The organism is Actinomycetota bacterium, from assembly GCA_016700055.1.
Lineage (GTDB): Bacteria > Actinomycetota > Acidimicrobiia > Acidimicrobiales > Ilumatobacteraceae > Kalu-18.
In genome coordinates this window covers 2,040,187-2,053,409 of record CP064997.1, presented here as the reverse complement: position 1 = coordinate 2,053,409, position 13,223 = coordinate 2,040,187, and the positions used below count along the sequence as shown (strand labels likewise).

General features: G+C 69.8%; 15 protein-coding genes. 3 read left to right on the top strand and 12 right to left on the bottom strand.

From position 1 onward, the window contains the following. Positions 1-116: 116 nt before the first annotated feature. Positions 117-554, top strand: a complete 438-nt coding sequence (locus IPM43_10070; GenBank protein QQS23775.1) for a DUF2249 domain-containing protein — start codon at positions 117-119, stop codon at positions 552-554. A gap of 20 nt (positions 555-574) precedes the next feature. On the opposite strand, the gene IPM43_10065 is transcribed toward IPM43_10070, so the two are convergent. From IPM43_10065 to IPM43_10055, 3 genes are all read right to left on the bottom strand, one after another. Next, the gene (locus IPM43_10065) at positions 575-886 is read right to left on the bottom strand and encodes an N-acetyltransferase (GenBank protein QQS23774.1); all 312 of its coding nucleotides are present in this window, start codon (positions 884-886) and stop codon (positions 575-577) included. 18 nt (positions 887-904) lie between these two features. Beyond that, positions 905-1,771, bottom strand: a complete 867-nt coding sequence (locus tag IPM43_10060; protein QQS23773.1) for a pirin family protein — start codon at positions 1,769-1,771, stop codon at positions 905-907. Positions 1,772-1,956: 185 nt separating this feature from the next. Continuing rightward, on the bottom strand, positions 1,957-3,519 hold the full coding sequence (locus IPM43_10055; protein ID QQS23772.1) for an SLC13 family permease: 1,563 nt from the start codon (positions 3,517-3,519) through the stop codon (positions 1,957-1,959). A gap of 99 nt (positions 3,520-3,618) precedes the next feature. Between IPM43_10055 and IPM43_10050 the strand changes: the two genes are divergently transcribed. Further along, entirely contained in the window at positions 3,619-5,112 is a 1,494-nt protein-coding gene (locus IPM43_10050; protein QQS23771.1) for a leucyl aminopeptidase family protein, read from the top strand. Here the strand turns inward: IPM43_10050 and IPM43_10045 are convergent. Then, positions 5,099-6,004 carry a cation diffusion facilitator family transporter gene (locus tag IPM43_10045; GenBank protein QQS23770.1) on the bottom strand — a complete coding sequence of 302 codons (906 nt, stop codon included), beginning with the start codon at positions 6,002-6,004 and terminating at the stop codon, positions 5,099-5,101. The genes IPM43_10050 and IPM43_10045 overlap by 14 nt on opposite strands. A gap of 101 nt (positions 6,005-6,105) precedes the next feature. Here IPM43_10045 and IPM43_10040 point away from each other — a divergent pair, with 101 nt between their 5' ends. Further along, the gene (locus IPM43_10040) at positions 6,106-6,657 is read left to right on the top strand and encodes a cysteine hydrolase (protein QQS23769.1); all 552 of its coding nucleotides are present in this window, start codon (positions 6,106-6,108) and stop codon (positions 6,655-6,657) included. A 30-nt stretch (positions 6,658-6,687) separates the two neighbouring features. Here IPM43_10040 and IPM43_10035 read toward each other — a convergent pair whose 3' ends face one another. Genes IPM43_10035 through IPM43_10000 form a run of 8 tightly spaced genes read right to left on the bottom strand, consistent with a single transcriptional unit; the run spans position 6,688 to position 13,214 of the window. Beyond that, entirely contained in the window at positions 6,688-7,362 is a 675-nt protein-coding gene (locus IPM43_10035) for a DsbA family protein (protein QQS23768.1), read from the bottom strand. Further along, entirely contained in the window at positions 7,359-7,691 is a 333-nt protein-coding gene (locus tag IPM43_10030) for a monovalent cation/H(+) antiporter subunit G (GenBank protein ID QQS23767.1), read from the bottom strand. The genes IPM43_10035 and IPM43_10030 overlap by 4 nt, the downstream gene beginning before the upstream one ends. Continuing rightward, positions 7,688-7,945, bottom strand: coding sequence for a cation:proton antiporter (locus IPM43_10025; GenBank protein ID QQS23766.1), 258 nt, complete (start codon positions 7,943-7,945; stop codon positions 7,688-7,690). The genes IPM43_10030 and IPM43_10025 overlap by 4 nt, the downstream gene beginning before the upstream one ends. After that, positions 7,942-8,478: a Na+/H+ antiporter subunit E gene (locus IPM43_10020; GenBank protein QQS23765.1), complete on the bottom strand. Its 537-nt coding sequence runs from the start codon at positions 8,476-8,478 to the stop codon at positions 7,942-7,944. The genes IPM43_10025 and IPM43_10020 overlap by 4 nt, the downstream gene beginning before the upstream one ends. Continuing rightward, positions 8,475-9,968: a Na+/H+ antiporter subunit D gene (locus tag IPM43_10015; GenBank protein ID QQS23764.1), complete on the bottom strand. Its 1,494-nt coding sequence runs from the start codon at positions 9,966-9,968 to the stop codon at positions 8,475-8,477. The genes IPM43_10020 and IPM43_10015 overlap by 4 nt, the downstream gene beginning before the upstream one ends. Continuing rightward, positions 9,965-10,426, bottom strand: a complete 462-nt coding sequence (locus tag IPM43_10010) for an NADH-quinone oxidoreductase subunit K (GenBank protein ID QQS23763.1) — start codon at positions 10,424-10,426, stop codon at positions 9,965-9,967. Before IPM43_10010 ends, IPM43_10015 begins: the two co-directional genes overlap by 4 nt. Further along, positions 10,423-10,860 carry a hypothetical protein gene (locus IPM43_10005; protein QQS23762.1) on the bottom strand — a complete coding sequence of 146 codons (438 nt, stop codon included), beginning with the start codon at positions 10,858-10,860 and terminating at the stop codon, positions 10,423-10,425. Before IPM43_10005 ends, IPM43_10010 begins: the two co-directional genes overlap by 4 nt. Next, on the bottom strand, positions 10,857-13,214 hold the full coding sequence (locus IPM43_10000; protein QQS23761.1) for a DUF4040 domain-containing protein: 2,358 nt from the start codon (positions 13,212-13,214) through the stop codon (positions 10,857-10,859). Before IPM43_10000 ends, IPM43_10005 begins: the two co-directional genes overlap by 4 nt. Positions 13,215-13,223 lie beyond the last annotated feature (9 nt).

Here is a 13,223-nt window from a genome sequence, read left to right as displayed (position 1 = left end):
CAGTCCGGACACCCTACGTGGGCTCGCCCGGCCCCTTCGCCGGACGGGTTTTTCAGGCCTAGAGTAGAAGAACACCTGCCGGCATCGGCAGCCGACCTCGGCCAGGAGGACAGCGAGTGCAGACGCTCGACGTGAGACCGATCCCGCCCCGGGTGCGCCACGAGACGATCTTCGAGCGTCTCGACGCGCTGGCCACCGGCGAGGCGCTGCGCCTGGTCAACGACCACGACCCGGCGCCGCTGCGGTATCAGCTGGAAGCGACCCGGCCCGGTCATTTCGGGTGGGAGTACGTGGAGCAAGGCCCCGAGGTCTGGGCGATCGACATCACGAGTACCGCCCGCGTGGTCGACGCGCGCCCGACGCTCGCTCGCGGCGACGAGCCCTTCGCCGAGATCATGGACGCCGCCGGGCGGGTCGGCGACGGCGAGGTGCTGGTCGTCTACGCACCGTTCGAGCCGATACCGCTCGAGGGGGTGCTGTCCGAGCAGGGCTTCGCCTACGTCGCCGACCCTCTCGACGGCGGCGACTGGCGCGTCACCTTCCGGCGGGAGTGAACCGCTCGCGATCCTTCGAGCTACAGGGGCAGGCCGAACAACTCCCGTGAGTCCCGCGGCACGAGGTCGAGGTACTCGCCGTGGCGTTCGATGAACCCACGCACGTACGGGCAGAAGGGTCGTACCTGCCAGCCCCGGCGGCGGGCGTCGTCGAGCGCGCCGCGCACCAGCGTCGAGGCGAGCCCGCGGCCCTCGAACCCGGCGAGCGTCTCGGTGTGGACGAAGTCGGCGACGTCGCCGTCCAACTCGTATACGACGAACCCGGCGAGCGTGCCGTCCTCCCAGATCTCGTACCGGTGCTCGCCGGCGTTGTCGCGCACCGTGGTCGTCATCGCTCGTCCTCTCGGCTGCTAGACGAGCTGGCCGAAGCGGCCGAGCTCGAAGTCCTCGTACGCCTGCATCAGCTCGGCGCGGGTGTTCATCACGAACGGCCCGTGGAACAGCACCGGCTCACCGAGGGGGGTGCCCTCGAGCACGAGGAGGTGCGCTCCCGTCGGGGCGGCGACGTGGATGTCGGTGCCCTCGTTCTCGAACAGCACCAGGTGATGCTCGCCGGCCGTGGTTCCGTTCACGTCGACGGACCCTTCCATCACGAACACGGCGGCGTTGTCGGTGGCGGGGAAGGACATGTCGATCGACCCGCCCGGGCGAAGCTCGACCCGCCACAGGTTGATCGGCGTGACCGTGCGGGCCGGGCCCTCGACGCCACGGTACTCGCCGGCGATCACCGTCACGGTGCCGCCTTCCAGCTCGACGGTGCCCATGTCGGCGGCGGAGAGCGGCTGGTAACCGGGCGGGTCCATCTTGTGCGCGGCGGGAAGGTTGACCCAGAGCTGCATCATGTGCATCCGCCCGCCGGTCTTGGCCCATTCGGACTCGTGGTACTCCTTGTGCAAGATCCCGCTGGCAGCGGTCATCCACTGCACGTCACCGGCGCGGATCACCCCGCCGGCCCCGGTCGAGTCGTGGTGCGCGAGCGCCCCCTCGAACGCGAGCGTCACGGTCTCGAAACCCCGATGCGGGTGCACCCCTACGCCGCGCGGGGTGTCCGTCGCCGGGTAGTCGTAGGGCGCGTGGTAGTCCATCAGCAGGAACGGACTGATCCGCTCCCCCAGGTCGTGCGCGCCGGGGAACACCTGCGTGACGTGGAAGCCGTCACCCACCCAGTGGAACCCGCGGCCCCCGAACACCCCGAACACCTTGCGCTCGTCGCTCATCGACCTCGGTTCCTCCTGTCCGGTGCTCATACACCGCTCGACAGATCATCAAACATCATTGACATATCATCTATTCCCCCCTTCTGGCGGACCACCCGCCCGCCCCCCCACGCGTTATCCGACCGAGAAGTGGGGCGCGCTCGCGGCGCTTGCGGAGCTGGCGGCTCTCGCTGCGCGTGCCGCCCTCAGAAGCGCCAGATCAACGGGGTGATGAAGACGGCGACGACGAAGAACCAGGCGAGGAGCGGCAACCCGAGCTTCCAGTAGTCGCCGAAGCGGTAGCCGCCCGGTTCCATGACCATCATGTTCGCCGGGGTCGCCACCGGGGTGAGCAGGGCGGCCGCGGCGGCCACGTTGACCGCCATCAGCACCGGTCGGGGCGACACGTCGAGCTCGGCAGCGGCGGAGATCGCGATGGGGATCACGATGAGGGCGGTGGCGGTGTTGGAGATGAGCTGGCCCAGCACCGCGACGAGCACGAACAGCGCGATGAGCAAGATGCGCGGCCCCGAGTCGCCGACCAGGTCGACGAGCAAGTCGGCGATCTCCCCGGCGGCCCCGGACGTCTGCATCGCGGTGGACAGCGGGATCATGCCGGCCACGAGGATCACCGTCGTCCAGGAGATCGCTCGGTAGGCACGCTCCATCGTGGTGACCCCCAACAGCACCAGCGCGCCGGCGGCCAGAAGGCCGGCAACGGCGGGCGGCACCGCGCCGGTGATGAGCAGCGCCACCATCGCGGCGAGCACGATCATGGCCTCCTTTGCCCCCAGGCCGAGCGCCACCACCTGGCGCCGGACGGCGTCTGGCTCGTCGACGGTCAGGACCTCGTCGTCGATCTGGCGGTCGAGCGCCTCCCAGGTTCCGCGCAGCAGCAGCGAGTCACCGGCGCGCAGCTCGACGTCGCGGTGGCCGAGATCCTCGCCGTCGCGGCCGATGCCGATGACGATCAGCTCACCGGACTCGGTGACCATGCCGCGGAACACCTTCTGCCCGACGAGTGGTGAACGCGGGGGGACGACCACCTCGGCTACGCCCTTCTTGCGGGTGAACAGGTCGTCCACGTCGTGTTCGAGCTCGTACTCGCGCAGGAGCGTCGACGCGAGCGAGCTGAAGTCGCGCGGCATGCTGCGTCCACTGCGCGACGGCAGCACACGCGATCCGAGGAAGGCCGCGATCACGACGCTTCCGATCAGCAGCGGGATGCCGACGAGGGCAAAGGAGAAGAACCCGAAGCCACCCGCCCCGCTCTCTTCGCCGGCTTCGGAGACCAACACGTTGACGGGGCTCCCCGTGAGGGCGAGCAGTGCACCGGCGTGGGCGCCGAAGGCGAGAGGCATCAGTAGCTGCGAAGCCGGTAGCCGGGTGCGGATGGAGATGACGACGACGGCGGGGATCAGTGCCGCTACGGACGCGTTCGGGGTGATGAAGGCGGTGATCACCGCGCAGACCACCATCACGATCGCCACGATGCGTGCTCGTCCGTTGCCCGCACGAGCGAGCATCTGCTGGCCGATCCACGCGGTCACGCCGGTGGACTCGAGCGCGTCGGCGACCACGAACAGGGCGGCGATGAACAGCACCGTCGGGTCGCCGAATCCGGCCAGTGCCTGGTCCAGTTCGAGCACATCGGTCGCCCAGAGCGACAGCGAGACCCCGACGGCGACGAGGGCTACAGGCACCTTGCCCGAGACGAAGAGGACGACAGCGCCGGCGAGCACGAGGTAGGTGATCTGGCTCTCGTCCACGGGCGGATGCTAAGCCTCGCCGGTCGACTCCGACCTGTCGCTGTTCGATCGCGTCCTAATCTTGGTCACGCTCACCCTTCATCGCCGCGAGGAGCCCCGATGCCCGAAGCCGCCTTCTCCCCCGTTCCTTCGATCGCCGTCTCGACCGAGGTATCGGTGGCCGCCGACGTGCCGACCGGGGCGACGGCGCTCGGATTGCTGCTCAGCCCGAGCGGAGACGTGCCCCCGCGGGTCGGCCTCGACCGGGCCCGCCTGGAAGCACTCGGGTTCGACGGCAGTCTCGGCTCCACGCTCGTCGTGCCGAGCGCGGACGCGCCGATCGTGGTCGTGAGCGGCATCGGCGACGCACCCGACGCGAGCGCACTGCGCGACGCCGCGGCGGCGTTCGCCCACGCCACCGGCAAGCTCGACCAGCTCGCCGTACAGCTCCCCGCGGTCGACGGTGTCGCCGACGAGGTGGCCGCCGAGGCCGTCGTCGAGGGGGTTGTGCTGTCGCGCTACTCCTACGACGCGCTGCGGAAGAAGGCCGCCGGCACGCCGGTGGCCGCGCTCACGCTGGTCGCCGACGGCGGCCGCAGCTCTGCTGCCGAGGCCGGCGCGTCGCGGGGCCGCGTCCTCGCCGGGGCGACGGCCATGTCGCGCGACCTCGCCAACACCCCGCACAACTACCTGTCGGCGGCCAAGTTCGCCGACCTCGCGGTGGAGCTCGGACCAGAGCGCGGGCTCGAGGTGGAGATCTTCGGCAAGGACCAGCTGCGCGAGATGCGCATGGGCGGCATCCTCGGCATCAACGCCGGCTCGGTCGAACCGCCGCGGATGATCCAGCTCACGTACCGCCCGGCCGGTTCGCCCACCGCGCGCCTTGCCTTGGTCGGCAAGGGCGTGATGTACGACTCCGGTGGGCTGAGCCTGAAGCCCTCCGACCAGTGGCATGCCCAGATGAAGAACGACATGTCGGGCGCGGCGGCCGTGTTCGCCACGATGTGCGCGCTGAAGGAGCTCGGCTGCACCGCCGAGGTCGTCGGGTATCTGATGTGCACCGACAACATGCCCTCCGGCACCGCCACGGCACTCGGCGACGTACTGACCATGCGCAACGGCAAGACGGTCGAGGTGATGGACACCGACGCCGAGGGTCGCCTCGTCATCGCCGACGCCCTGGTGCTGGCCGCCGAAGCGAAGCCCGACGCGATCTTCGACATCGCCACCCTCACCGGCTCGGCCGCTCGCGCCCTCGGCTCGGAGATGGCCGCTGTGATGGGCAACGACCAGGCGTTGGTCGAGCAGGTCAAGGCCGCCGCCGCGATCAGCGGCGAGCTGGTGTGGCAGTTCCCGATGCACCGCCCCTACAGACGGATGCTCGATTCGCTCACGGCCGACATGACCAACTGCGCGCCTGTCGGCCTGCCCGACGCGATCCTGTCCGCACTGTTCTTGAGCGAGTTCGTCGGCGATTCGCCGTGGGCTCACATCGACATCGCCGGGCCGTCCCAGGCCGACGCCCGCCGCTCGGTGCTCGTTCCCGGCTGCAGCGGCTTCGGCGCGCGGCTGCTCGCGCACGCGGTGTGCGCGTTCACGCCTACGGCTCGGTGACCGGCTCGCGGGGCCGTAGCTCGACGTTCAGCCACACCTCGTAGGGCAACGCGTCGAGGCGGCGGCGCAATGCCTCGCGCACCTCGTGCTCCTGGCTGATCGTCGTGTCCGGCCCGGCCGTGGTGTTCATCTCGACGTAGAGCTTCGAGCCCACCTTCGACAGGTGCACGGTCGGCTCGTCGAGGCTCGCCGCGGCCTGTACCTCGCGAACCGCCGCGTGCACGAGCTCGCTGATCTCACGCCCCGGCGCGCCCTCGAGCAACTCGGCGACCGTACGTCTGAGCAGACCGAGCGGGGTGGGCAGCAGCGCGACGCACGAGATGATCACCATCGCCGGGTCGACGTACGGCGCCGCCTCCGACCAGCGCGAGCGCTGCAACAAGAGCAGAACGACGAACCCGACCACCATGCCGGCCCCGCGCCACGCCGCCACACGCCACGCCGCTGCTTCGGACAGCAGCAGGTCCGAATGACCGGACCGGCGCCCCAGCTCGACGGCCGCCAGCACGCAGGAGACGGCGGCCACGACGCCGTAGGCGATGCCCCAGCCGGCCGTGATCTCGCTGCCCCCGCTGCGCAAGGCGTACACCGCCTCGACCGCCGCGTAGAGCAGCGTGGCGAGGAGGACGAAGGCCTGGATCGCGATCGCGAGCGGCGTCGCTGCCTCCATGCCGAACTGGAAGCGGCGTGTGGGCTCACGCTCGGACAACGCAGACGCCCAGAGCAGCAGCCCGGACAAGACGATGCCGACGAAGGAGTAGATGCCGTCGAGCAGGATCATCTGCGAGCCGACGAGGATCCCCCACACCACGCCGACCACGCCGAGCACTGCGGCGGCGACCATCGACACGACCAGCAACCGCTTCTCTACGTTGCTGTCCTCCTCGGCCACCCGATCCAGCGTAACGATCGCCTTGCACGAGCGGGTCGGCCGGCAGGCCCGGCGCGGCCCGGTAGGTTCGGCACTCCGTCCACGCGAGAGCGAGGTTTCGAATGACCACCCTCCCCGATCGGCCGAACACGGCGTTGGTCGTCATCGACGTGCAGAACGACGTCGTCGGCGGCGCCTACAACCGCGACGCCGTCATCGAGAACATCAACACCCTGGTCGCCAAGGCGCGATCGGCCGATGCACCGGTGATCTGGGTGCAGCACTCCGACGACGACCTCCCGCGCGACAGCGACGGCTGGCAGTACGTCCCCGAGCTCGTGCGCGAGCCCGCCGAACCGCTCGTCCACAAGAACTTCGGCGACTCCTTCGAGGGCACCGACCTGGAGGCGATCCTCGGCGAGCGGGGCATTGGCCGCCTCGTCGTCGCCGGCGCCCAGACCGACGCATGCGTGCGCTCCACCATCCACGGCGCCTTCGCGCGTGGCTACGACGTCACGCTCGTCGCCGACGCGCACACCACCGAAGACCTGAGCCAATACGGCGCGCCTGACCCGGAGTTGGTGATCGCTCACACCAACCTCTACTGGCGCAATCAGGCCGCACCGGGGCGCCGCGCGGCCGCGGTCGACACCGCCGAGGTCGACTTCACCTAATGGGATCCGATCGGTTCGGCCTTCGGCCACTCAACGGGCGGGCCGTTCGCGTGACTCCCAGTCGCGAGCACTCAGGTAGGGGCGGAACCGCTCGGCGATGTGGGCGACGTCCGCGTCGGTCTTCGGGCGCTTGATCTCGTACAGGTGCGGGAACCGGCGGGTGGCCAGCACCAGTTCCCATAGCGCCAGCGCGTCGTCGCCGGTGGGGGCAGGGGTCATCACCGGCCCGTACAGGTGGCTGCCGTCGTCGAACACGAGCGTCGGCACGCCGAAGCCCCCGTGGGACACGACGGCCTCGTGGTCGGCGCGGACGTCGTCGTGTGTGGTCGGGTCCTTGATCGCCGCATCGACGATCGCCGGGTCGAGGTCGATCGAGGCGAGCAGCTCCGCGGCCACCTCGGGTCGGTGCGGCTTGCGGCCCTCTACGTGCAGCGCGCGACCGGCCACCGCGTAGAAGCGGTCGCACTCCTCCATCGACCGCCGGCGCAGCAGCGCGGCGACGCGGAGCAATCCCCACCCGTATGACCACTCCCGCTCCCACGGGTGCAACTTGCCGACGCTCCGGTTGATCTCCTCCAGCGAGAAGAACCGCCAGTCGATCTGCAGGCCGATCGCGCCACGGACCTCGCGGATCCAGACCGAGGCCTCGTAGGCCCACGGGCACATCACGTCGAAGTGGAAGCCGATCCGCTGTGTCGTGCTCATCCGCCTGCCTGTTTCCCCTCCGCCTTGTCGCTGGCCACCCTTGACCTCACCGCTACCTCGGCGTCGTCGGTGCGGTACGTCGTGAAGCTGATCATGTTCGACGCGAGAGGAGCGGTGAGCACCTGCAGCGCAGCGGCGAGCACGAGCGACGTCACGTCGTTCGGGTGCGACATGGAGAACGCCGCGCCGAGCAGCATCAAGAGCACCGCCAGTGCAGATGCCTTGGCCAGCGCGTGCATCCGCGTGAAGACGTCGGCGAAACGGAGCATGCCGATGGCCGCGACGAGTGTCAGCACTGCGCCGACGAGGAGCAGCAGCTCGCCGATCACCGGCTCGGGCTCCGACTCTCGATGAAGCGGGCCACCATCGCCGTGCCGACGAAGCTGACCAGCGCGATCACGACAAGGATCGGCAGGAAGGCACCTTGACCGGAGTCGACGGCGTGGGCGGCGATCGCGCCCGAGCCGGCGACGAGCAACCCGTTGAGCGCGTTGACCCTGTCGGCGAGCGTCGGCCCGCGCAGCAGCCGGTAGAGGAACAGCGCACCGGCGACGGCGAGCACGACGAAGGTGGCGACGATCACGGCGCGCCCTCGGCGACGACACCGGCGGCGACGAGCAGGTTGCGCTCCTCGATGGTGCCGAACGCCTCGACTGCGAGGCGTTCGAGGTGGGCCACCGAGCGGCGCAGCTTCACCGGATCGCGCAGGTCGAGCACGTGGAGCACGATCACCGCCGGATCGAGGCGCAGCTCGACCGGGATCGTCCCCGGCGTCAGCGACAGCACGTTGGCGAGGAACGTCATCACCCGGTCCGAGGGCACACGGACCGGGCAGTCGACGATCGCGGTGCGGATCCGCGAGCGGGGGCGGAGGATCTCGCGCAGGACGAGCGCGTTGGAGGCCAGCAGTTCGCCGACCAGGAAGAAGCCGAGGTGCGCGATCGCGAGCGGGCGCAGGCGCCCGGCCTCGCCCCGGGGCGTGCGGCGGTCGGGGTTGACGAAGAGGAGCAGCAACGAGGCGGCGACCCCGCCGAGCACGTTGGGCACGGTCAGGCTCCCCCAGAGGAGAACCCAGACGCCGGTGAGGAAGGCGACGCGGAACACGAGCTGGTTCATCGGCCGAGCACCACCTCGACGTACTGCGCGGGGTTCATCACGTCCGCCGCGGCGCGCTCGCAGAACTCGTACAGCGGCCCGGCCAACACGGCAATGGCGAGACCGACGGTGAGCAGCACCATCGTCGGCGCAACCATCAGCAGCGGTCCGCCCATCCGGCTCACCTGCCGGACGCGTCCTTCCGGAGCGGCGTAGGCGGGGCTCCAGAACACCCCGATCCAGATCTTGGTGACGGAGTACAGGGTGAGCAGGCTCGCGAGCAGGCTGGCGGCGACGACTACGTACTGACCTTGCCCGAACCCGGCCTCGATCAATCCCAGCTTGGGCACGAATCCGGAGAGCGGCGGGATGCCGGCCAGCCCGACCGCCGGGACGAAGAACATGAAGGCGACGACAGGGGCCGAGCGCGCCATGTTGCCCAGCTGGCTGATCCGCCCCGATCCCCCGATGTGCTCGATCAGACCGCCGACCAGGAACAGCGTGGTCATGGCGACGATGTGGTGCGCCGCGTAGAAGATCGCCGCAGCCAACCCGGCGATCGAGAACAACCCGAGCCCCATCACCATGAACCCGACGTGGCTGACGATGTTGAACGAGAGGATCCGCTTCACTTCGTCCTGCGCGATCGCACCGAGGATCCCGACGATCATCGTCAGACCGGCGACGACGAGCAGTAGCGTCCCCGGCCGGCTGTCTTCGGGGAACAGCAGCGTCTGGGTGCGGATCAGCGCGTACACGCCGACCTTGGTGAGCAGACCAGCGAACACCGCGGTCACCGGCGAGGGTGCGAGCGGGTAGCTGTCGGGTAGCCACGAGAACAGCGGGAACAGCGCCGCCTTGATACCGAAGACGACGACGAGCAGTACCGCGAACGTCTGGCGCAGCCCGAGTGGGATATCGGTGATCCGCTCCCGGAGGTCGGCCATGTTGACGGTGCCGGTGGCCGAGTAGAGCAGGGCCAGCGCGGTGACGAACAACGCCGAGGCGAGCAGGCTGATCACCACGTACGTCATCCCCGAGCGCACCTGTTCACGCCGGCCCCCGAGCGTCAGCAGCACGTAGCTCGCGGTGAGCATCATCTCGAACGAAACGAACAGATTGAACAGGTCGGCGGTCACGAGCGAGCCGGCGACGCCCGCGGCAAGGATCAAGTAGACCGACTGGAAGCCGACGTGGTTCCGCTCCGCTCCCGGCTGGCCGATCGCGTACACGAGCACGGCGAGCAGCACCAGCGACGCGACGACGAGCAAGATCGACGAGAGACGGTCGACGACGAGCACGATGCCGAGCGGCGCCGGCCAGTCGCCCGCGGGCAGCATCACCGGTCCGGAGCGGTCGACCTCGACGGCCAGCACGACGGAGATCACGCTGGTCGCGCTCAATGCTGCGAGGCCGAGCACGCGCTGCACCGCGCGCCAGCGCCCGAACAGCACCGAGAAGGCCGCGGTGGCGAGCGGCACGACGACGAGGAGCGGGACCAGGTGCCTCATCGGCTCTGCTCGTTCTCCACGGTCTCGACGTAGACGGCCAACTCCGCGTCCATGTCGTCGGGTAGCGGCACCGCAGCCGCGCCCACCTCGTCGTCGACCTCCTTGTCAGGGGGGCCGCCGCGCGCGACCTGCCGGTCGCCGACGTCGTCTTCCACCTCGTCGTCCTTCGTGAGCACGTAGCTACGGAACGCAAGCGCGAGCAGCAGCGCCGAAACGCCGAACGTGATCACCACGGTGGTCAGGGCGAGCGCCTGGGGCAGCGGATCGCTGAAGTCGGTGATGTCGCCGTTGCCGATCAGGGGGGCGTTGCCTCCTCTGCCCGACGCCATCAGCAGGGTGTTCGAACCGTGGCTGAGGAGCGCGAGACCGATGATGATCCGGCTCAGCTTGCGCTGGAGCACGAGGTAGGTGCCGATCGAGAAGAGCGCCGCGGCCGTCGCGGCAAGGGTGACACTCATCCGTCGGTACCCGCATCCTCTTCGTCGGCGAAGGCTTCGAACACCATGAACACCAGCCCGACGACGACGAGGTAGACGCCGATGTCGAACGCGAGGGCGGTCGAGAGGTGGACCTCGCCCAGAAGGGGTAGGTCGAGGTCTGCGCCGAGCGAGGTCAGCACCGGCCGTCCGGACGCCATCGGAAGAGCAGCGGTGGCGATGCTGACGGCGAGTCCGAACCCGAGGATCGTCCAGGGCGCGAAGCGGCTGAGGGAGCGCACCTCCTCGATGCCACCGGCAAGGAAGCGCAAGGAGACGGCGGCTCCGGCGACGAGACCCCCGACGAAGCCCCCACCCGGTTGGTTGTGCCCCGCGAAGAGCAGCCACAGCGAGCCGATGAGGACCGCATGGAAGATGACCGGCACCGACTCATCGAGGAACACGAGGCGCTTCATGCCGTCGCCTCCTCGACGGTCGTCGCCGCCGGTCCGGCGCGGCGGCCGGCACCGCGCCCGGCGCGCGCGAGGGCCACGGCTCCGATGGCTGCGGCCACCAGCACGGTGATCTCGCCCATCGTGTCGAGCCCGCGGAAGTCCACGAGGATCACGTTGACGACGTTCTTGCCGTGTCCGTCCGGGTAGGAGCGCTCGATCATCTCGGCAGATACCGGGATCGCCTCCCGCGCGTTGCGAGAGACGATGGCGAGCGTGAACACCGACACGCCGACGACGCCGGCGACGACGAGGCGCAGGACGCGCCGCCGGCTGGTCGACGTGCGCTCGAACCGACTCGGCAGCCGACGGAGCACGAGCACGAAGAGCACCGTCGAGAGCGTCTCGATCGCGACCTGCGTGAGCGCCAGGTCGGGTGCGCCTTGGGCGACGAACAGGCCGGCCATCGCGTATCCGGCCGTGCCGAGGAAGAGCGCGGCGGAGAACCGCCTGCGCACAGTGGCCGTGGCGAGAGCCGCGGCGAGCAGCACGCCGCAGGCCGCGAGCTGTCCGGGGCTCTCCGCCAGCTGCGGCAGCCCCGGCCACGACGTGTTCAGCACCAGCACCAACCCGGGGACGGTGGCGGCGGTGAGCAGGGTCACCCCGGCGTAGATCGGCAACGAACCGCTCTGCACCACTGCGGTCACCCGCCCGGCGAGCGTGTTCGTGCCGCGCAGCAGCCACAGGTAGACGGCGGTGCCGCTCGGCACCGCGGCCCCTCGAGCAAGCACGGGTGCAACCCACCGCCGCCCGACGAACATCAGCGCACCCGCCGCGACGGCGACCATTGAGAGCACGAGCGGCAGGTTGACCCCGTGCCACACCGCGAGGTGGGGTGAGTCAGCGGTCTTGTACAGCCCGTCGGTCGCGACGCCGACGAGGCCGTCGAGCGATCCCGGCATCACGCCGAGCACCACGCTCACGGCGGTGAGCGCGGCGAGCGGGGCGAGGTATCCGAACGACGGTGCCTGCGGGTGGGTCCGGACGTCGGCCGGTGAGTCGCCGCGTGCCTCGACGCGCGATTCCGCTGGCCCGAACGCGCCCCACACGAATCGGCACGCGTACGCGACGGTGCATGAGGATCCGACGACGAGGCCGGCCAGGGCCCACTTCGCGCCCGCGAACGTGGCCTCTTCCAACCCGGCGTAGGCCTCTTCCTTGCCGACCAGGCCGAGCAAGGCCGGCAGGCCCACCATCGACGCCGCGGACGCGGCGGTGAGCACCATGAACGGACGCCAGGCCACCCCGAGTCGTGGGATCGCGCGCAGATCACGCGTCCCGGTGCGTCTGTCGAGAGTGCCGACCGACATGAACAGCGCCGCCTTGAAGAACGCGTGGGCGATCAGCATCACGCAGCCCGCCACCGTCGCCTTCGGCGTCCCGGCGCCGAACAACACCACCAAGAACCCGAGTTGGCTGACCGTCCCGAACGCCAACAGCAGCTTCAGGTCGTGCTGGCGCAGCGCACGCAGACCGCCGGCGATCATCGTGAACAGCCCCACTCCCAACACGACCGGGCGCCACAGCTCGACGGTGTGGAACGCCGGCGCGAACCGGGCGATGAGGTACACCCCGGCCTTCACCATCGTCGCCGAGTGGAGGTAGGCGCTGATCGGGGTGGGTGCCGCCATCGCGCCGGGCAGCCAGGAGTGGAACGGGTACTGCGCAGACTTGGTGAACGCGCCGACGAGGACGAGCGCGATCGCGACCTCTACCGTCGTGCCCGACGGCGGCGCAGCCAGGATCGCGCTCAGTCGGTACGTGCCGGCGGCCTGGCCGAGCAGCACGAACCCAGCCAGCATCACGAGCCCGCCGAACGACGTGACGAGCAGCGCGTGCAACGCCGCGGCGCGGGCGTGGAGCTTGGTGTGGTCGTTGCCGATCAGCAGGTACGACGTCACCGTCGTCAGCTCCCAGCCGACGAACAGGAGCACCAGGTTGTCCGCGAAGACGATCACGAGCATCGCCGCCGCGAACAGCAGGATCAGGCCGCTGCTCCGTCCGAGGCCTTCGCGCCGCCCCTCGAAATAGGCCACCGAGTAGGCGCAGACCGCCACGCCGATCCCCGTCACCAGGAGCGCCATCAAGAGGGCGAAGCCGTCGAGGCGCAGGTCGATGCCAAGGCCGAGGCTCGGCACCCAGTCGAGATGCTCGGTGCGCACCCCGCCGTCGACGACGTCTTCGAGCTGCGCCAGGAGCCATACGGTGGCGGCGAGGAGCGGGGCCGCGGCGACGGCGAACGCGGCGTGACCAAGGGCGTTGCCCGAGACGAACAGCGCGCCACCGACGACGCACAGCAAGACGACGATCCAGATCACCGCGTCTCA